The following is an 18,468-nucleotide window of genomic DNA, read 5'->3' as shown; positions in this document are numbered from 1 at the left end:
AGTGTTTGTTTCCACTCAAGATAACCAACTAGCTATCTCTCGTTTTTACTGTTTTAGGTTCATTCTCTTTGAATGATCAAGAAAGTCCGATTCACTAAATTCAAGCTTCGCTTACGCTCGCTTTCATTAAGTTCCTTCGGACTCCACTCGCACTAGATTCAAACTCGCTTGCGCTCCCTTTCATCAAGTGCTCTGTGTATAAAAGAATTTTCGAGAATCGTATGTGTTTCACTGTTTAGTTATCAAGGTTCTCTGTCTTCGCGACAGCTTATTTAGATTACCACATCTTCCAACATCTGTCAACAACTTTTTTCAAGTTTTTTGAACTTTTTTGTTGTTTTCTGTGGTGTTCCTGCCGTTCTGTTCGACAGCCTGTTTACTTTATCATGTATTCAGTCATTTGTCAACAGTTAATTTTCATTTTCTGAAAACTTATTCATTTTTCAGTATTCCAGAACCAATTATTTCCGACAGCCAGATTAATCTACCACAAACCAATCTGACTGTCAAGCACTTTTAACAAAAAAAGCCTTTTATTTTTGTTACCTGTTACTATTTACGGACATAAGAAATGGCATCCTGAATCTTCTCCACAAACACGAGCTTGATGCCTTCCACATGATCAAGAGTGGAACGGCATACCTCCGGCAGAATGACCGTTTCAAACCCAAGCTTTTTCGCCTCCTGGACCCGCTGGCCTGCCATGCTGACGGCTCTCACTTCCCCGCTTAAGCCAATCTCGCCAAAGACCATCATATTGTCAGGTATCACAATATCCTTTACGCTGGACACAATTGCAAGACAAATACCCAGGTCAATCGCAGGCTCTGTCATTTTCATTCCGCCTGCAATATTCACATAGGCATCCGATGACGCCAGATGAAGTCCCACCTTTTTTTCCAGAACTGCCATCAGCAGGTTCACCCTGTTAAAGTCCGTTCCCACTGCAGTACGCCTGGGAATACCAAAATTGCTCTGACATACCAGAGCCTGTATTTCCACAAGAATGGGCCTGGTACCTTCCATAGAACATGCCACCACGGAACCGGAAGCATTTTCCGGTCTTCCATTCAGCAGATACTCAGAAGGATTCGTCACCTCTTCCAGGCCAGTATTCTGCATTTCAAACACACCAATCTCATTAGTTGAGCCAAAACGGTTCTTGACTGCCCGCAGGATCCGATAGGAAGCGTGCCTGTCTCCCTCAAAATACAAGACCGTATCCACCATGTGCTCCAGCACACGCGGACCGGCTACATTTCCCTCTTTCGTCACATGCCCTACGATAAAAATAGATACGCCCAGCCCTTTGGCAAGCTGCATCAGTACATTTGTAGACTCTCTCACCTGTGAAACACTTCCCGGCGCCGATCCGATTTCCTCGTCATACATAGTCTGGATGGAATCCACAATTGCCACATCCGGTTTTTTCCGCTCGATCACTTCTCTGACAGTCCCCAGATTTGTTTCGCACAGTAGCTGAAGCCTGTCACTGAACTGTCCGATCCGGTTTGCCCGGAGCTTGATCTGCCGCAGTGATTCCTCACCGGAGATATAGAGCACGGATACACCCTTTTCTGCAAGATTTCTGCACACTTGCAAAAGAAGGGTGGATTTCCCTATGCCGGGGTCACCACCCACAAGTACGAGGGAGCCGGGGACGATACCGCCGCCCAGCACCCTGTCAAGTTCACCGATTCCTGTTGTCTGCCTCTCATCCTCATTCAGACTGATGTCTTTTAAGATAACAGGCTCCGCCCTCTTTTCAGTCAGCTTTCCGCTGCTTCCTCCTGAAGCTTTTTTTACCGTGGACACGGGCTCTTCCACAAACGTATTCCATGCCTTGCAGCCAGGACACTGTCCCATCCATTTGGATGACTCGTATCCGCACTCCTGACAGAAATACACGATTTTTTTATTTTTTAACATTTTACAATTCTTACGTTTACTTTTGCTCCATTACCAAGTTCCACGCTGAAAGAAAGCTTTCCGCCCAGATTTGTTTCCATTCTTCCTGTGCTCACATCATCCAGAAATACTTCGTACTGTGTTTCAGCTTCAAGCTCCACAGTAACCTGTGCATCCTCTGCCCCTTCTACGGAAAAACTCATCTCGCTGCCATTCTGTGTAAGGTTCCATACGGCTGTCCCCGGCACAGATTCATATACGAACATACCGTTTCTCTCAAGCTTCGTAATTTCCTTAAAAGTCTTTACTTTATACATATCGCCCTGGTGCTGGTAATCAGATAATTTTGACTTCTGATTCAGTTCATAATCCCCAAAGCTGATGGTGCCATTCTCTTCTGTACGGATCAGTTCCTTTATTACTGCCATGATCTTCTGTCCTCCCTAAGACTCTTTCGTTATGGTTTTTTCGAGTTGTGCTCTTTGAGCTATTATATAATAAATCCAGATTCTTTACCAGTGCCTTGCCTAAAAATAATCTTTTTGTAATAACTATTTATTTTTCTTTAACTGTAAAGCGGATTTCTTTATTTTTGCACTGTACCTGTACGGTATCGCCCCTGTGGATCCTGCCTTCCAAAAGCTCATTAGCCAGAGCATCCTCAAGCTTTGTCTGGATGGCACGCCGCAGCGGACGGGCGCCGTATTTTGCATCATAACCAGCTTCTGCCAGATATTCCTTAGCTGAATTCGTCACACGAAGCTCAATATCCATCTGCTCCTTGCAGCGTTTTTCCAGATTTTTCAGTAACAGTGTCACGATCTGCCTGATGTTGTCCTTATTCAGAGTATGGAATACCATGATCTCATCAATACGGTTCAAAAATTCCGGTTTAAAGATCCGGCGTACCTCCTCCATAACTCCTGACTTCATTCGCTCATAGTCTTTCTGCTCATCATTAACTGAAACAAATCCAAGCCGTTTCGGTTCAATGATCGCCTGGGCGCCTGCATTGGAAGTCATAATGATAATGGTCTGCTTAAAGTCCACCTTTCTTCCGTGTGCATCCGTGATGTGCCCGTCGTCCAGCACCTGCAGCAAAATATTAAACACATCGGGATGTGCCTTCTCAATCTCATCAAACAGAATCACACTGTAAGGATTCCGGCGCACCTTTTCACTGAGCTGTCCGCCTTCATCGTAGCCCACATATCCCGGAGGGGAACCGATCAGCTTGGAAACGCTGTGCTTCTCCATATATTCCGACATATCCACACGGATCATAGCCTGTTCGCTGCCGAATACTGCCTCTGCCAGCGCTTTGGACAACTCTGTTTTCCCCACACCCGTAGGTCCCAGGAACAGGAATGAGCCAATGGGACGGTTAGGATCCTTCAGACCCACTCTTCCCCTCTTAACTGCCTGTGCAACTGCTTTTACAGCCTCCTCCTGACCGATCACCCGCTTGTGAAGTACCTTTTCCAACTGGGCAAGACGTTTTGTCTCTCCCTCTGTAAGTCGCTGTACAGGAATCTTTGTCCAGTCAGATACAATGGATGCAACAGCAGCCTCATCCACCTCCATGGGCTTTCTCCTGTTTTTCCGCTCCTCCTTTGCCAAAATGCTGTCCAACTGCTTCTGAAGTATCTTCTGGTAGTCCCCTGCGGATTTCGCCTGCACAAGGTCACCGGATTTTACAGCCTCTTCCTTTTCTGCTGCAACATCTCTGATCTCTAACTTCAGTTTCTCCGTCTCATGGCTTGTGCCGTAGCCAGAAAGCTGTATCTTGGATGCAGCTTCATCGATCACATCTATTGCCTTATCCGGAAGGAAGCGGTCATTGATATAGCGGACAGACATTTTCACCGCAGCTTCCAATGCCTCATCCAGAATTTTCACTTTATGGTGTTTTTCATAGTAGGGGCGCAGTCCCTTTAAGATCTCTACTGCACCTTCCTCCGTAGGCTCTTCCACCGTTACAGGCTGGAAACGCCGCTCCAGAGCCGCATCCTTTTCAATATATTTCCTGTATTCCTCCAGGGTTGTGGCGCCGATTATCTGTATTTCTCCTCTGGAAAGAGATGGCTTCAGAATATTGGAGGCATCCAGTGCACCTTCTGCGCCTCCGGCTCCTATAATGGTATGAAGCTCATCAATAAACAGCAGGATTCCCTGATGCTCCCTCACTTCGTCCACCACACCGCGGATCCTTTCTTCAAACTCTCCGCGGTACTTGCTGCCGGCAACCATTCCCGATAGATCCAGCACCACAAGCCGCTTATTCTTTACCGTATCCGGCACCATACCGGAGACAATGCGCTGTGCCAGTCCCTCCGCAATGGCTGTTTTTCCCACTCCAGGCTCTCCAACAAGGCAGGGGTTGTTTTTTGTACGGCGGCTAAGGATCTGAATCAGACGGGCAATCTCATCCTCCCTGCCTACCACAGGATCAAGCTTTCCTTCGGAAGCCATCCTGGTTAAGTCCCGGCTGTACTGGTCCAGCATAGGCGTTGCGCTCCCCTTGCCGTTTTTCATAGCCTTTGCAGCCTGAACCTCCTCATTGATTGCTTCATTGTCATAGCCCATAGCGGTAAGCACTGATGAATAAAGCTTCTGGATATTAATGCCCATTGTATATAAAAGTCTCGTTCCTACGCAGTCTGTCTCCCGCAGCATGGAAAGAAGTAAATGCTCTGTACCCGCAGCGGATCTGTGTACATCCTCCGCTTCCTTCACTGCATTTTCAATCACCTTTTTTGCTCTTGGGCTGTATTGAGGCTTTCTTTCTTCCACCTGTGTTAACTGGTTTTTCGGCGGTGCAATAAGTTTCGCGATCAGGTCCAGAAGACGCTTGGGATCTACCCCGAATTCTTCCAGCACTCTTCCTGCAGTTCCCTCTTTCTCGCCCAAAAGACCCACTAACAGGTGTTCTGTACCAATGTAGCTGTGGTTTAAAGAATGAGCCGCTTCACTGGCAAGAGAAAGAGCCTTTTCTGCCTGCTCCGTAAATCTGTTCTGCATGGTTTCCTCCTCTATCTGTCTCGCTGATATTCGTCAAAAATCTCGTCAATAAGCTGATGAACCTCTTCTCTGCCCACGTTCCTGCATCTTCCCCGGGCAAGAACCACCATAAGATTCTGCTTCAGCTCCTCCATTGCTTTTATTTTATTTACGTCAACGGAAATAACGGTTCCCCGCCTTCTGTCTATGGTAACAAACCCCTCCTGGCGCAAAAGGGCATATGCCTTATTTACTGTGTGCATGTTTATGCCAATGGTTTCCGCAAGCTGGCGCACAGAGGGCAGTGTATCTCCCTCCCGGAGTCTGGAGGTCGCTATCCCCATGATGATCTGGTTTTTCACCTGCATATAAATCGCTTCGTCACTGCTAAAATCTATTTCAATGACCATTGGTCCCCTCCTAAAATTCAGGCCGGAGTTTTCCGCCCCGGCCTTTTCTCTGGTAATCGCCTTATGTTTTATTTTACAACAATTTTACTTAACTGCTCTTTGTTCAGGATCAGGTTAAAGCCCATGGGATTGATCACAAACGCCTTTGCCTGCTGCATAAGCAGACCAGGAAGCTTGTCAAAGGTTACCTTTGCGGCGCGCAGCTTCTTTCCCTTGGCGAATTTTTCGAATTCCATCACATCGGTAAAGGCCGGCTGAAGGATCTCTCCCTCTTTATTTTTCAGGTAAGGGATATTTACTTTTTTCGGATCATTGGGATCTGTGTCCATAGCTACAAGGAATTCCGCTTTTGTCAGGTTTACGATCAGCTCCTCCTCCAGACTGCGCATATCTCCCCGCTCCTCTTTCTTTAGAGGGCGGCGCAGCTCCTGCATAAAGTAAAGTCCGGTAAGCTGCAGGGTAGGATTAAAGAGCGGTCTTTTTGCAGGCTCCAGCTTGCTCATGTCAGCCTGTCGCGCAATCCTTTCCAGCTCTACCTCCACGCGCTCCTCACCATCAACCCACACAACGCTGTTTACACCGATGGCATAAAGGGTTCCGTAAAGTCTGGGAAAATCCTTTTTTTCATAGCGCATTCCCATAAGGAGGATCTTATCCTTTATTTTTTCCTCTCCGAATTTTTTAATTCCTTCCTCCGTAGAAAACATCCATACCTGATCATTGTAGGAGCCGGATTCCTCATCGCAGGTCACATACGGCATTTTCGTTGCCTGTGAATAGGCTGCAAATATCATATCTCTGGTCTGTAACGCCTTAATTGCTTCTTCCTTGCTGATTCCCATTTTTTTATCCTCTCTGTCTCATTTCTCGTATTATCTCTTTGGTTTCCTTATCCACCCGATAGGATTCCAGAATTTTCTGTAATGATTTTTTGTAAGTAAATTCATCCAGGCCATGGCTGCCATTCAGATATGCCAATACTTCCTGGGGAAATGCTGTGAAATATACGGAGATAGCCCAGGCAACTGCCATTTTTGCATAATAGCCCTCCTGGTCAATACTCTCCAGACGCTTTAAGGCTTCCTCCAGGTACTCCCTCTTTACAAAATGGCTGAGCAGCATCACCGCGCCAAACCGTGCTTCATATTCCTTATCCGATGAAAAATATGGTTCCAAAAACTCCCAGTATTTTTCAGGTTCCTTATCTGCCGCCTTTATGGTATTGCAAAAGCAGTCGCACACAGCCCAGTTATTGATATACGGCACAAAACGCCGGATATAGGAGAGACGGCTCTCGGAATCCATTTTCGCGTAAGCTACGGTAAGCCCCCGCAGCATGGTTTCCTCATAATAGGCATCATCCGCCGCAGCAAACCATTCTTCCCAGTCCATCCTAGCCAGCTCTTTTGCAATAGCGCGAAGCTTTGGCAGGCGGACTCCCATAATATTATCAGTCCCTGGAAGCAGACTTCCATGAAATTCTTTGTATTTTTCATCCGCAGCTTCCTGAAGTCTCTCGCGGACAAACATGCTGGTTACTTTTTCTTTTTCCATTTTCCTTCTCCGCATTCAAGATCAAGAAGATATTCCTTAATCTCCACGCCTCCTGTATAGCCGCCGATGGTTCCGTCATTCCGGATCACTCTGTGGCAGGGGATCACGATAATAATAGGGTTTCTTCCGTTCGCTCCGCCTACAGCCCGGGCGCAGGTACAGTCTATCATCCGCCCTTCGTCCCCGTAACTGATGGTACTGCCGTATGGTATCTTTAACAGCGCTTCCCACGCCTTTTGCTGAAACAAAGTCCCTTCCGGTTTCAGAGGCAGAGAAAAATCGCGGCGCTTTTTGTCAAAATATTCGCCAAGCTGCTTCACTGCTTCTTCCAGAAGCGGCGTGCTCCCTTCGGCGGAATCTCCCGGCCTTTCACTGTTCAGCGCAATTCCCGTAATAAAACCATCCTTCTCCGATATCCTCAGAGTTCCGATCGGCGATTCATAAAAGCAATAGTACATAACTTCATTTCCTCTTTGGAACATACTCACAATGTTCTTCTATTTTATAATAAAAAGCATAAAAAGTAAAGGCTGCCGAAGCAGCCTTTGAAAAAACTTTGTGATTCCTATTTGGTCATAAACTCCACAATGGCGTCAAGCTGTGACAACTGGTTTTCCTTCAGAGAAGATTTCACCGTCACCACATCCTCGCAGATCTCCATATTTTTCATCTGGGAAAGGATTTCTTTCATCTGCTTGCCAGCCGTGACAGCCCAGGTACCGTTTTCCAGCACTGCAACCTTTCTGTTCTGCAGATTGTGTGCCTTTAATTCGCTGAGAAGAGTCTCCATTTTCGGGAAAAGTCCTGCATTGTAGGTCGGGCACGCAAATACGATCCTGTCGCAGCGGAAAGCCTCAGACAGAAGGTAAGACGGGTCTGTCACAGACACATCATATACCGCAATATTCTTTTCTCCTGCGTCAGCAAGCTTGCCGGCCAGCACATCCACAGCGCTCTCCGTATTTCCATAGATGGAAGCGTAAAGAATCAGCACATTGTGATCCTCCGGTGTGTAGGTGCTCCATTTCTGGTATTTGTCGATGAACCATCCCAGATTTTCTCTCCAGATAGGTCCATGTAACGGGCAAATCATCGCGATGTCCAGAGTCAGGGCTTTCTTCAGAGCAGCCTGCACCTGAACGCCATACTTTCCAACAATATTGGTAAGATATCTTCTGGCATCATCCAGCCATTCCGTTTCAAAGTTTACCTCATCAGCGAAAATGTTTCCGTTTAATGCGCCAAAGGTACCAAATGCGTCCGCGCTGAACAGAACCTTATCATATGCGTCATAAGTAACCATGGCTTCCGGCCAGTGAACCATTGGAATCATGGCAAATGCCAGGGTATGTTTTCCGGTGCTTAAGGTATCGCCCTCTTTGATCACAACGGCATGTGCATCCACATCAAAGGTAAAGAACTGCTTCATCATAGTAAAGGTTTTTGCATTTCCAACAACCTTCACATCAGGATGGCGGCGTACAACCTCTTCCACAATGGCACAGTGGTCCGGCTCCATATGATTTACGATCAGATAATCCAGCGCACGCTCGCCCAGTACATGATCCAGATTTTCAAAAAACTGTCCGCTTACTGCCTTGTCAACAGTATCCAGAAGAACTGTCTTTTCATCCATCAGCACATAGGAGTTGTAGGAAACCCCTCTTGGAATGGGATAAATATTTTCAAACAGCGCCAGACGGCGGTCGCTTGCGCCAATCCAGTATAAATCCTCTGTTACGTTCTTCACATTGTACATTTTACTCATATCCTCCATTATAATTCCGTTCCAAACCCTCTCCATTTATCGAAAGGGTTCCGATACCGCGCCCTTACTCAGCCTCATCAATAGCCTTTCCGATATCATGGCGCATATATTTGTTTGCAAAGGTAATCCAATCGGTTGCCGCATACGCATTCTTTCTGGCTTCCTTCAGATTGCTTCCGGTAGCTGTGATTCCCACAACTCTTCCGCCGTTTGTGACGATCTGTCCGTCCTTGAATTTTGTTCCTGCATGGAAGCAGTAATAGCCGTCCTTGTCCTTAAAATTCTCAAATCCGGACATCGGGATTTCTTTTTCGTATTTTACAGGATAGCCGTCGCTTGCCAGAACCACGCATACTGCCGCATTGTCCTCAAACTGCAGGTCGATCTGATCCAGCGTTCCGTCAATGCAGGCTTCCATCACTTCCACAATATCATTTTTCATACGCGGAAGCACCACCTGTGCCTCCGGATCGCCAAAACGTGCATTATATTCCAGCACCTTCGGACCGTCTGCCGTGATCATCAGACCAAAGAAAATGATCCCCTTAAACTCTCTGCCTTCTGCTGCCATAGCATCAACAGTTGCCTGATATATATATTTACGGCAGAATTCATCTACCTCCTCTGTGTAGAAGGGGCTTGGTGAAAAGGTTCCCATTCCGCCTGTGTTCAGTCCCTGATCTCCGTCTTTAGCACGCTTGTGATCCTGTGCGGAGGTCATGGTCTTGATGGTTTTTCCATCTACAAAGGAAAGCACGGAAACCTCACGCCCTGTCATGAATTCTTCGATAACCATGGTGTTTCCTGCGTTTCCGAACTTTTTATCTTCCATGATCTCGCGAACGCCTGCTTCTGCCTCTGCCAGATCCTTGCAGATCAGCACGCCTTTTCCCAGCGCCAGACCGTCTGCCTTCAAAACAATAGGGAATTTTGCCTGAGTATGAAGATATTCCAGCGCCTTTTTCGGGTCGTCAAAATTCTCATACGCAGCCGTAGGAATCTGATATTTTTTCATTAAATCCTTGGAAAAAGCCTTGGAGCCTTCCAGAATGGCAGCATTTTTGCGCGGTCCGAACACTCTCAGACCCCGCTCCTCAAATACGTCTACCACACCGCCTACCAGCGGATCGTCCATACCGATAATGGTAAGATCTACCTCATTTTCCTGAGCAAAATCTGCCAGCTTCTCAAATTCCATCGCGCCGATATTTACACACTGGGCATATTCTGCGATTCCCGCATTTCCCGGTGCGCAGTATATCTTGTCAACCTTCGGGCTTTTTGCCACACTCCAGGCAATGGCATGTTCCCTTCCGCCGCTACCTACGATCAATACTTTCATTTTATCCTCCTTGGAAAATCAGTCGCTGATTATCACATTTCCGTCTGTAACTGTAATTTTATCATTTGCGATCAGGTCGATCGCCTTTGGCAGAATCTTCCATTCCGCTTTTTCCATGACTCTTCTCTGAAGTGATTCAGGGGTATCGTCCGGCTCTATCTTAACCGCCTTCTGTAAAATGATCGGACCTGTATCGGTTCCCTTATCTACAAAATGTACCGTGGCCCCTGTCACCTTTACGCCTCTTTTTAATGCTGCCTCATGAACATGCAGGCCATAATATCCTACGCCGCAAAAAGACGGGATCAAAGAAGGGTGGATATTGATGATCTTGTTTGGAAAAGCATCCACAATAGCTGGCGGGATCGCAACAAGAAATCCTGCCAGTACCACCAGATCCACACCGCTTTCCAGAAGTTTATCCAGAAGAGCTTTATGAAACTCCTCCCTGCTCTCAAACTGCTTCGGGGAGATGCAGATTGCTTCAATGCCGTGCTTTTCAGCACGTTTCAGTGCATAAGCGCCTGGATTGTTGCTGATCACAAGCTGAACCTCAGCATTTGTGATTTTTCCGGATTCCATAGCATCCAGGATCGCCTGGAGATTTGTACCGCCGCCGGATACCAGTACGGCTGCCTTTAGCATAATGTCACTCCCTTTTCTCCTGCCTCAATACGGCCTACCACATACGGAGTCTCACCTGCTGCCTTGATGGCTTCCATGGCCTTGTCCACGTCTGCCGGGTCTACAGCGAGAACCATTCCCAGCCCCATATTATAGGTGTTGTACATCATTTTTTCTTCAATATTTCCGGTTTTTGCCAGCAGCTTGAAGATTGGAAGAACCGGATAGCTGTCCTTTTCGATCACAGCTCTTGTTCCTTCTTTTAACATACGCGGTACGTTCTCATAGAAACCGCCGCCTGTAATATGGCTGCAGGCATGAATCTTCACTCCCGCATCCTTAATGCTTTTTAACGCTTTTACATAAATCTTGGTCGGTGCAATCAGTGCCTCTCCCAGTGTTGTTCCCAACTCCTCATAGTAGGTGTCCAGAGATTCCTTGCTCATCTCGAAAACCTTGCGCACAAGGGAAAAACCATTGCTGTGTACGCCGGAGGATGCCATTCCGATCAGCACATCTCCAGGATTTAAAGCCTCACCTGTGATAAGATCTTTTTTGTCTACGATTCCTACTGCAAAGCCTGCCAGATCGTATTCATCTACCGGATAAAAGCCCGGCATCTCCGCAGTTTCTCCGCCGATCAAAGCAGCGCTGGACTGGCTGCAGCCATCTGCCACACCTTTTACGATCTCTGCGATCTTCTCCGGGTAATTCTTGCCGCACGCAATATAATCCAGGAAGAAAAGCGGTTCCCCGCCAGCGCAGGCAATATCGTTGACACACATTGCTACACAGTCAATGCCTACTGTGTCATGCTTGTCCATGATAAATGCCAGCTTCAGCTTTGTTCCCACACCATCGGTACCGGATACAAGGGTCGGCTCCTCCATATCCTTAAAGGAATTCATGGAAAAAGCTCCTGAGAACCCTCCGATTCCTCCCAGAACTTCCGGTCTCATTGTCTTTGCAATATGCTCTTTCATCAGCTCTACAGATTTATATCCGGCTTCAATATCTACGCCCGCGTTCTTATAATCCATTTTTCTGGTCCTCCCATATTGTTATTCATCCTTCGCCTTCGGCTCGGATTCATTAAGTGCTCTACTTAATACTCCTTATATCCTACTTCCTGCAGTCTTGCATCCTTTGCCTCAACCTGCTCTTTTAATTCCTGGCTGTATGCCTTTAATCTTCCAAGAAGCTCCTCATCCGAAGTTGCGAGGATCTTTGCAGCCAGAAGACCTGCGTTTGCACCGCCGTTGATGGCAACGGTGGCAACCGGAATACCGGACGGCATCTGCACGATGGAATACAGAGAATCTCTTCCGCCAAGGGAAGTGGTGTGCATAGGGATTCCGATCACTGGCATCGGAAAGATTGCTGCGCACATTCCCGGCAGGTGAGCTGCCATACCAGCTCCTGCGATGATGACCTTAAAACCTTTTTCTTCTGCAGTTTTGGCGTATTCAAAAAATACGTCCGGCTCTCTGTGTGCAGAAATAATCTTCATTTCATAATCAATTCCAAGCTTCTCCAGAATGTCTGCCGCCTTGCTCATAACCGGCATATCAGAGTCGCTGCCCATCACAATTCCTACTTTTGGCATAATATTCTCCTTTTTTTGTATATAAATATTGATTTGAACTGTCTCTTCAGCGTAAATTCTACTAAGAATCCCTTTTTCTGTCAACTGAAAATGTCACAAAATAAAATTTAGGTAGAAAGCGGAGCTTCAAAGGGATCGTTTAATTCCTCCGTTCCCGGAAGCACGAAACGTCCTTTTTCTATAATAGAAGTCATATTGCCTTCCTCGTCAACCACGCGGATGCTCCCCAGTTCGTCATAAGGGATGGTGATATCCGTATGACAGCCGTAATATGCCAGGCTTACATCTTCCTTGCGAAGCTCAGAAATCTCATTATCGCGCGCTATGATCTCTTTTCCATCCGGATTATAAACCGGCGTGTCCTCTGCCCAGCTATAGCAGGTATCTCCCACAGCAAAATGCGGTCCCATCTTCTCTGCGATCAAAATAGGAAGCTTGTCCCCAATGCCGTATTTCTCTGCTGCCACATAAGCAGTAGTATTTGTTCCAATTGCAAATTCTCCCATAGCAAGCTTTGGATGGTGGAAAAGAATGTTATCCTCAATATATTTTCTGTTATCTTCTTCCTTTTCAAAATTGCCGCAGGTATAATCGATCACCTGACCGCAGTCGAACACCAGCTTCAGATCCTTAAACTGCAGACCATTCAGATACACCTTTTTCACATGAAGGGTTCCGCCTGTTCCTGCCAGTACCGGTGAAGTGAACACCTCGCCCACCGGTATATTCACATCTGCCACACAATTTTCGAAATTCGTCTGTTTTTCCGGATCATCCAATGTATGAAGATGAATAAGCAGATCCGTTTCATTGCCGTCCTGACCTTTTATCTCCACCCACTCACAGGTATCCAGAGTATCAATGATGGTCTGCTGGATTCTCTGGTACAACTCATAATCCAGGGTATTGATCTTCACGATTTCCCTGAAGATCTGCCCATAGTCTCCGCCGATTTCCGGCACGGGATAAGCGATAATGGTAAAGCTTCTCTCATCTCCCCGGATATACCGGTTGGTGATCTGTCCACTCTCATTTGCAAGCTCCAGTTCCAGCTTCTGCTGGGCTTCTGTAAAGCTCCAGGCATCCTCGTTACTTGCCGGAGAAAAGGGCTTCTCTCCAAAGGTTTCGATGCAGGCTGGTCCGCCGTGAACCGCCGCCAGATCCTTGTATTTCTCATAGGATGTCTGCAGGGCTCGCAGCTTTCTCTTTACAAAATCAGCATCTAAAAACAATGCCGCATCCTGTCTGTGGTCATAATCATACTGAGCATTGGCGATACCGCCTGTATAACCCACACGACTCTGTCCCCGTCTGCACACAGCATGGGTAGCATGGCGGTAGATCACGGGTTTTAAACCCATCTCACCAAACTGAAGAATTGCTGCGCGCACCATCCGCTCAAAGCCCAGGTTATAACGGATATTTACGGTTTTCTTTTTGCTCATATCCTTTCGGCCTGTGATAAACCCGATCCGGTAGCCCTCTGTGTAGGTTCTTGCCATGGCATCAATTTCTTCCTGTGAAAGAGAATTAAGGAACTCCGCCACTCCCAGCTCATTATCCGACACAAACTCTCCATATTTATACAGATACCGCAAATCTGACAGATCCGCTTCCATTATGATCTTTTCTGCAAAATCGCACTCCGGATCAAGACTTTTATGAATATGCTGTTCCATCATGTCCTGGCAGTAGTCATTAATATAGGAAGAAAGAATTTCACGGACCGTTTTTTCCTCCGGCAGCTCTTCATCCTGAGTAAACGCCGAATAAACCTCCAGGAAAAGTTCCAATGTCACCGTCATATTCCAGAGATCCTTTTCATGGGCATACGCAATTGCTCCCTGCAGCTCAGCATACAGGAAAGCAAAATCTTTTCCGTATTCTCCCAGCATCTTAGCCCCGTAAGCAGGATTCCCATAGCTGGTCCCGTAATTTTCTTCCAGAATATCCTGATAAAATCCGCGATTCCGCTCCTTTAGCTGTTCCAGGGACAATTCACATTTCTCTTCGTCCATAACGCCGATGGTTTTTACCAAAAAAGCAGCCGTCCGCTGAAAAAAATCACGGAAAGGCTCTGCTGCTGCATCCTCTGTCACAATCTGGGCTGTTCTCACTTTCGCAAGCTCATAGCGCTCCATCATAAATTCGTCCAAAAATCCCACTCCTAACTGTTAATTTTCTTTTACATCATCGATCACATGCCCCAAACGGATATGTTTCTCAACCAATTCCTGCATATACTTCCAGACTTTTTCAGAGCCTTCACCTGTTTTTCTGTTTCTCTTATAAATCTGGCTTTTTCTCACCTGGTGCTCTGTCCAGCTTTTTCCATCTGAAGCATCGTTCAAAAAAAGCGGCTGGCTGTTATCCAGCATGTGGGCAAATTTCGCATCCGGGCTTTCATAGGCTTCAAATTCCTCCCACAATCCGCGGAGCCATTGTCCCTGATCCTCCGGAAGAAGGCCGAAAATACGATCCGCAGCTTTATTTTCCCTGTCTGCTTTTGTAGCTGCTCCCACTTCATCGTAGGCATAGGTATCTCCTGCATCGATTTCCACCAGATCATGGATCAGGACCATAGGAATCACCTTTGCAAGATCCACTTCTTCCTCTGCATATTCCTTCAGAAGAACCGCCATCAAAGCAAGATGCCAGGAATGCTCCGCATCATTTTCTTTTCTCCTGCCGTCAGCCAGATAGGTCTGACGCATAATGTTCTTTACCTTATCCACTTCCAGGATAAAATCCATCTGTTTCTTTAATCTTTCGTCCATACTCACACTCCTGTCAAATAGACACCCAACCATAGGATCATAATGATCCCATTTGTAATAGAACCAATAATGCTGGTTCTGTGGCTTTTTCCCTCCTCCGAAAAACTCATAAGTCCCATAATAAATCCATATACGGAAAGCAGGGTGGCAAAAAGCCCTGTACTTCCCACAATAAAACCATAGCTTCCTTCCAGAAGAAATGCCAGCATAATGGATACAGCAAACAGCAGAAAAGACCCCACTGCCAGTCCCACAGACAGCTTTCCCTTTCCTGCTTCCTTTTTCTTTGTAAATGAATATCTATATCTTTTTGCCATTATATGTTCTCCTAATGTAATTGCAGATCACGAAAAAAAGATATCCCAATGCAGCCCCAAGAGTATTCAAAATCAGGTCATCCACATCAAAGCAGCCCACCTTTGTGACAAGCTGAATGCACTCCACTGTCAGGCTTAGGCTCAGACCCGACATACAAATGAGAAAACCGCTTCTCATACGATCCACGATGATCGGAAGGATAAAACCAAAGGGAATAAAGCCGATCACATTTCCAAAAATGTTGGTAAAAAGCGCTGTGATTCCCAGTTGGCTTCTGTATGTCCAGAACCTGCGGATTTCCACAAATGGCTTCAGGTTATAGCGGTATGCCCGTTCTGCGTCAGCCACTCTCCCATAACCCTCCGAGAAAAACAGGAAATATATAAGCAGCAGAACATACAGCACAAACAGTGCCGTCCCACCCTTCCGTATGATACGTTTTGTTTCTTTTTTCAATATTTTCCCCTATCCAAAATAAGATAAAAAGTGTGCGCGCTGGCGCCCACTCGCTCTGGAACGCGGTTGCGCCAGCAGCCATCTTCCTCTGACACGAAAAACCACAGGCAGCTCCTGTGGCTTTTCAAACATGTTTATATCAGGATATCCGATTTTCTTTTCAGAAGCCTTGCTCCGTTTACGATCATAAGGACTCCGGTCACAATTCCGGTTACCAGAGTGATGATTCCCAGAACAAGAGCAGCCGCGCCTGCGGAAGACATGGTTTTGTAGGTTTTTTCGTTCAGCATGTGAAAATTCCTCCTTTTCCCATTATTCTGCGCCATACTGCTGGTAATATGCGTCGATTGCAGCTTTTAAGGCATCGTCAATGATCACCTTTCCTTTGTATTCTTTGTTATAAAGATGCTCCACAACCTCTGCCATGGTAACAATAGCAGTGGTTTTCAGCCCGTAAGTTTCTTCAATCTCTTTCAATGCGCTCTTGGTTCCCTGACCGCGCTCCATACGGTCCACAGATACAACCAGACCGATTGGATTTACATTTCCCTGTGCCTTGATGATAGGCAGCGTTTCCTGAATGGAGGTTCCGGCTGTTGTAACATCCTCGATGATCACAATCTTATCGCCATCCTGGATCGGGCTCCCCAGAAGGATTCCCTTATCGCCGTGGTCCTTTACTTCTTTGCGGTTTGAGCAGTAACGGATGTCCTTTCCGTATTCCTCGCTGATTGCCATAGTAGCGGCAACGGTCAGCGGGATTCCCTTATATGCTGGTCCGAAAAGCACATCGAAATCCAATCCGAATTTGCTTTCGATCGCTTTTGCATAATACTGTCCCAGTCTGCGGAGCTGTGCTCCGGTGCGGTAGAAGCCCGTATTTACAAAAAACGGCGTCTTACGTCCTGATTTTGTCACGAAATCTCCGAATTTCAGTACGTTGCAGTCGATCATAAACTCAATAAATTCCTGTTTATAGCTTTCCATAAGTATATGTCCTCCATTTTATTCTTTATTTCACACAGCCGATCAGCTCATGGATATCCTCCACCTTCTGACGGGTCATAAACGCCTCGATTCCTTCCACAACCTCCTGAGTAGTGTACGGATTAATAAAGTTAGCTGTTCCTACAGACACGGCGGTTGCCCCTGCCATAATAAATTCCAGAGCGTCCTCTGCGCCTGCAATGCCGCCCATACCGATAATAGGAAGCTTTACCGCATTTGCCACCTGATAGACCATGCGCACAGCTACTGGCTTTACGGCCGGGCCTGACATGCCCCCTGTTTTATTTGCCAGGGCAAAGGTCCGGCGGTTAATGTCGATCTTCATTCCGGTGATGGTATTGATCAGGGAAAGCACATCCGCCCCTCCTGCTTCTGCAGCACGTGCCATTTCTGTAATGTCTGTCACATTTGGGCTAAGCTTCATGATAATGGGCTGTTTGGCATATTTTTTCACTTCTTTTGTGATGGTCTCCAGCGCTTTTGGATTCTGTCCAAAGGCAATTCCGCCCTCCTTTACATTGGGGCAGGAAACGTTGATTTCCATCAGATCAATGGGTTCATTAGCCAGTCTTTCCACAACCTCGCAGTAATCCTCTGTGGTTTTTCCACACACGTTTACAATAATTTTTGTATCAAATTTCTTTAAAAAAGGAATATCACGTTTGCAGAAAACGTCGATTCCCGGATTCTGCAGTCCAATGGCATTGAGCATTCCCCCGGCAGTTTCCGCCACTCGGGGCGTAGGATTTCCCGGCCACGGCACATTTGCCACACCCTTTGTCACAACTGCGCCAAGCTTGCTTAAATCCACGAATTCACTGTACTCCTCACCGGAGCCAAAGGTTCCGGAGGCTGTCATGACCGGATTTTTCAGTTCCACTCCGGCAAGGTTCACGCTTGTTTTACTCATAACTCTACCTCCGTGCTTAAAAATACAGGACCGTCCTTGCACACTCTCTTGTTATGCACATGGGAATGCCCGTCTACTTCTGTGGACTGGCACACACATCCCAGACATGCGCCCACTCCACATGCCATACGCTCCTCCATGGAAATCCAGCAGGGAATGTTTTTCTCCAGTGCATAGGCTTTGATCGCACGCAGCATCGGTTTGGGACCGCAGGCAAAAATGGCATCTGCTTCCAGATTGTTTTCCCTGATAGCATCCATAACATTGCCCTTTGTTCCGGCAGAACCATCCTCTGTAGCTACATACACGCTGCCGTATTTTTCAAATTCCTGATTCAAAAACAGCTCGTCCCGGTAACCAAGAATGGCTGTCTTTTCTCCTTCCAGACGTTTCATAGTTTCCAGCATGGGCGGGATTCCGATTCCTCCGCCCATCAGGAATACCCGTTTTCCTTTTACTTCCTCCAGAGGGAAGCCATTTCCCAAAGGTCCCAATACCTCTACCGGAACCTTTGCATGCAGTCTGGAAAAACCTTCTGTTCCTGTGTTTTTTCCTGTCACCCTGTACACAAGGCGCAGTCTGCCCTGTTCATTGTCAATCTCGCAAAGGCTGATGGGACGTGGAAGAAGCTTGCTGCCGTCTCTCGTATAGAGGGACACAAATTGCCCCGGCTCAGCCGTTTTTCCGATAGTCTGTGTCTGAAGCCACATACTGTAAATATCTGTTCCAATGCACTCCTGGCTTATGATGGTGCACGTTTCTTTTGCTTTTTTGCCCATGTTCTGCC

Annotated in this window: 20 protein-coding genes; all 20 read right to left on the bottom strand. The window is 46.8% G+C overall.

Translation table 11 applies throughout. The features are described 5' to 3' along the window. Positions 1-552 precede the first annotated feature (552 nt). Positions 553-1,929, bottom strand: coding sequence for a DNA repair protein RadA (gene radA, locus ACESZH_RS13975; RefSeq protein WP_373217166.1), 1,377 nt, complete (start codon positions 1,927-1,929; stop codon positions 553-555). After that, positions 1,923-2,336, bottom strand: a complete 414-nt coding sequence (locus ACESZH_RS13970; protein WP_373217164.1) for an endosialidase — start codon at positions 2,334-2,336, stop codon at positions 1,923-1,925. The genes radA and ACESZH_RS13970 overlap by 7 nt, the downstream gene beginning before the upstream one ends. Positions 2,337-2,463: 127 nt before the next feature. Then, on the bottom strand, positions 2,464-4,929 hold the full coding sequence (locus ACESZH_RS13965; RefSeq protein WP_373217162.1) for an ATP-dependent Clp protease ATP-binding subunit: 2,466 nt from the start codon (positions 4,927-4,929) through the stop codon (positions 2,464-2,466). A gap of 11 nt (positions 4,930-4,940) precedes the next feature. Then, complete coding sequence (locus tag ACESZH_RS13960; protein ID WP_373217160.1) at positions 4,941-5,318, bottom strand: GntR family transcriptional regulator; 378 nt, start codon at positions 5,316-5,318, stop codon at positions 4,941-4,943. Between the two features lie 68 nt (positions 5,319-5,386). Beyond that, positions 5,387-6,160 (bottom strand): SseB family protein, encoded by a 774-nt coding sequence (locus ACESZH_RS13955; protein WP_373217158.1) that lies wholly within the window; start codon positions 6,158-6,160, stop codon positions 5,387-5,389. A gap of 4 nt (positions 6,161-6,164) precedes the next feature. Further along, positions 6,165-6,872, bottom strand: a complete 708-nt coding sequence (locus tag ACESZH_RS13950) for a DNA alkylation repair protein (protein WP_373217156.1) — start codon at positions 6,870-6,872, stop codon at positions 6,165-6,167. Continuing rightward, complete coding sequence (locus ACESZH_RS13945; protein ID WP_373217154.1) at positions 6,854-7,330, bottom strand: methylated-DNA--[protein]-cysteine S-methyltransferase; 477 nt, start codon at positions 7,328-7,330, stop codon at positions 6,854-6,856. The genes ACESZH_RS13950 and ACESZH_RS13945 overlap by 19 nt, the downstream gene beginning before the upstream one ends. Positions 7,331-7,437: 107 nt before the next feature. After that, positions 7,438-8,631, bottom strand: a complete 1,194-nt coding sequence (locus tag ACESZH_RS13940; protein WP_373217179.1) for an FprA family A-type flavoprotein — start codon at positions 8,629-8,631, stop codon at positions 7,438-7,440. 73 nt (positions 8,632-8,704) lie between these two features. After that, positions 8,705-9,982, bottom strand: a complete 1,278-nt coding sequence (purD, locus tag ACESZH_RS13935) for a phosphoribosylamine--glycine ligase (protein ID WP_373217152.1) — start codon at positions 9,980-9,982, stop codon at positions 8,705-8,707. Positions 9,983-10,000: 18 nt separating this feature from the next. Next, the gene (purN, locus tag ACESZH_RS13930; protein ID WP_373217150.1) at positions 10,001-10,627 is read right to left on the bottom strand and encodes a phosphoribosylglycinamide formyltransferase; all 627 of its coding nucleotides are present in this window, start codon (positions 10,625-10,627) and stop codon (positions 10,001-10,003) included. Further along, positions 10,621-11,646 (bottom strand): phosphoribosylformylglycinamidine cyclo-ligase, encoded by a 1,026-nt coding sequence (gene purM / locus ACESZH_RS13925; protein WP_373217149.1) that lies wholly within the window; start codon positions 11,644-11,646, stop codon positions 10,621-10,623. The genes purN and purM overlap by 7 nt, the downstream gene beginning before the upstream one ends. A gap of 65 nt (positions 11,647-11,711) precedes the next feature. Continuing rightward, entirely contained in the window at positions 11,712-12,212 is a 501-nt protein-coding gene (gene purE / locus ACESZH_RS13920; RefSeq protein WP_373217147.1) for a 5-(carboxyamino)imidazole ribonucleotide mutase, read from the bottom strand. Between the two features lie 107 nt (positions 12,213-12,319). Beyond that, positions 12,320-14,356 (bottom strand): aminopeptidase, encoded by a 2,037-nt coding sequence (locus ACESZH_RS13915; protein ID WP_373217177.1) that lies wholly within the window; start codon positions 14,354-14,356, stop codon positions 12,320-12,322. Between the two features lie 30 nt (positions 14,357-14,386). Next, on the bottom strand, positions 14,387-14,989 hold the full coding sequence (locus ACESZH_RS13910; protein ID WP_373217145.1) for an HD domain-containing protein: 603 nt from the start codon (positions 14,987-14,989) through the stop codon (positions 14,387-14,389). A 2-nt stretch (positions 14,990-14,991) separates the two neighbouring features. Beyond that, positions 14,992-15,306 (bottom strand): hypothetical protein, encoded by a 315-nt coding sequence (locus ACESZH_RS13905; protein WP_373217144.1) that lies wholly within the window; start codon positions 15,304-15,306, stop codon positions 14,992-14,994. Further along, the gene (locus ACESZH_RS13900) at positions 15,290-15,763 is read right to left on the bottom strand and encodes a VanZ family protein (protein ID WP_373217142.1); all 474 of its coding nucleotides are present in this window, start codon (positions 15,761-15,763) and stop codon (positions 15,290-15,292) included. The genes ACESZH_RS13905 and ACESZH_RS13900 overlap by 17 nt, the downstream gene beginning before the upstream one ends. Before the next feature lie 134 nt (positions 15,764-15,897). Next, a complete protein-coding gene (locus tag ACESZH_RS13895; RefSeq protein ID WP_373217140.1) occupies positions 15,898-16,053 on the bottom strand; it encodes a hypothetical protein in 156 nt (51 codons plus the stop codon). Between the two features lie 22 nt (positions 16,054-16,075). Further along, entirely contained in the window at positions 16,076-16,750 is a 675-nt protein-coding gene (gene pyrE / locus ACESZH_RS13890) for an orotate phosphoribosyltransferase (RefSeq protein WP_373217138.1), read from the bottom strand. 25 nt (positions 16,751-16,775) lie between these two features. Continuing rightward, a complete protein-coding gene (locus tag ACESZH_RS13885) occupies positions 16,776-17,681 on the bottom strand; it encodes a dihydroorotate dehydrogenase (RefSeq protein ID WP_373217136.1) in 906 nt (301 codons plus the stop codon). Further along, positions 17,678-18,460: a dihydroorotate dehydrogenase electron transfer subunit gene (locus ACESZH_RS13880; RefSeq protein ID WP_373217133.1), complete on the bottom strand. Its 783-nt coding sequence runs from the start codon at positions 18,458-18,460 to the stop codon at positions 17,678-17,680. The genes ACESZH_RS13885 and ACESZH_RS13880 overlap by 4 nt, the downstream gene beginning before the upstream one ends. Positions 18,461-18,468: the final 8 nt, after the last annotated feature.

This window comes from Ruminococcus sp. 5_1_39BFAA, assembly GCF_964240875.1.
Lineage (GTDB): Bacteria > Bacillota > Clostridia > Lachnospirales > Lachnospiraceae > Blautia_A.
This window is presented reverse-complemented; position numbering and strand designations above follow the sequence as displayed.

What these genes read in the sequence shown, in the direction of transcription:
- ACESZH_RS13885 (WP_373217136.1), bottom strand. Translation starts at nt 17,681, where the DNA reads ATGAGTAAAACAAGCGTGAACCTTGCCGGAGTGGAACTGAAAAATCCG.
- ACESZH_RS13950 (WP_373217156.1), bottom strand. Translation starts at nt 6,872, where the DNA reads ATGGAAAAAGAAAAAGTAACCAGCATGTTTGTCCGCGAGAGACTTCAG.
- ACESZH_RS13895 (WP_373217140.1), bottom strand. Translation starts at nt 16,053, where the DNA reads ATGCTGAACGAAAAAACCTACAAAACCATGTCTTCCGCAGGCGCGGCT.
- ACESZH_RS13905 (WP_373217144.1), bottom strand. Translation starts at nt 15,306, where the DNA reads ATGGCAAAAAGATATAGATATTCATTTACAAAGAAAAAGGAAGCAGGA.
- purD (WP_373217152.1), bottom strand. Translation starts at nt 9,982, where the DNA reads ATGAAAGTATTGATCGTAGGTAGCGGCGGAAGGGAACATGCCATTGCC.
- ACESZH_RS13945 (WP_373217154.1), bottom strand. Translation starts at nt 7,330, where the DNA reads ATGTACTATTGCTTTTATGAATCGCCGATCGGAACTCTGAGGATATCG.
- purN (WP_373217150.1), bottom strand. Translation starts at nt 10,627, where the DNA reads ATGCTAAAGGCAGCCGTACTGGTATCCGGCGGCGGTACAAATCTCCAG.
- purE (WP_373217147.1), bottom strand. Translation starts at nt 12,212, where the DNA reads ATGCCAAAAGTAGGAATTGTGATGGGCAGCGACTCTGATATGCCGGTT.
- purM (WP_373217149.1), bottom strand. Translation starts at nt 11,646, where the DNA reads ATGGATTATAAGAACGCGGGCGTAGATATTGAAGCCGGATATAAATCT.
- ACESZH_RS13910 (WP_373217145.1), bottom strand. Translation starts at nt 14,989, where the DNA reads ATGGACGAAAGATTAAAGAAACAGATGGATTTTATCCTGGAAGTGGAT.
- ACESZH_RS13955 (WP_373217158.1), bottom strand. Translation starts at nt 6,160, where the DNA reads ATGGGAATCAGCAAGGAAGAAGCAATTAAGGCGTTACAGACCAGAGAT.
- radA (WP_373217166.1), bottom strand. Translation starts at nt 1,929, where the DNA reads ATGTTAAAAAATAAAAAAATCGTGTATTTCTGTCAGGAGTGCGGATAC.
- ACESZH_RS13940 (WP_373217179.1), bottom strand. Translation starts at nt 8,631, where the DNA reads ATGTACAATGTGAAGAACGTAACAGAGGATTTATACTGGATTGGCGCA.
- ACESZH_RS13915 (WP_373217177.1), bottom strand. Translation starts at nt 14,356, where the DNA reads ATGATGGAGCGCTATGAGCTTGCGAAAGTGAGAACAGCCCAGATTGTG.
- pyrE (WP_373217138.1), bottom strand. Translation starts at nt 16,750, where the DNA reads ATGGAAAGCTATAAACAGGAATTTATTGAGTTTATGATCGACTGCAAC.
- ACESZH_RS13880 (WP_373217133.1), bottom strand. Translation starts at nt 18,460, where the DNA reads ATGGGCAAAAAAGCAAAAGAAACGTGCACCATCATAAGCCAGGAGTGC.
- ACESZH_RS13965 (WP_373217162.1), bottom strand. Translation starts at nt 4,929, where the DNA reads ATGCAGAACAGATTTACGGAGCAGGCAGAAAAGGCTCTTTCTCTTGCC.
- ACESZH_RS13970 (WP_373217164.1), bottom strand. Translation starts at nt 2,336, where the DNA reads ATGGCAGTAATAAAGGAACTGATCCGTACAGAAGAGAATGGCACCATC.
- ACESZH_RS13960 (WP_373217160.1), bottom strand. Translation starts at nt 5,318, where the DNA reads ATGGTCATTGAAATAGATTTTAGCAGTGACGAAGCGATTTATATGCAG.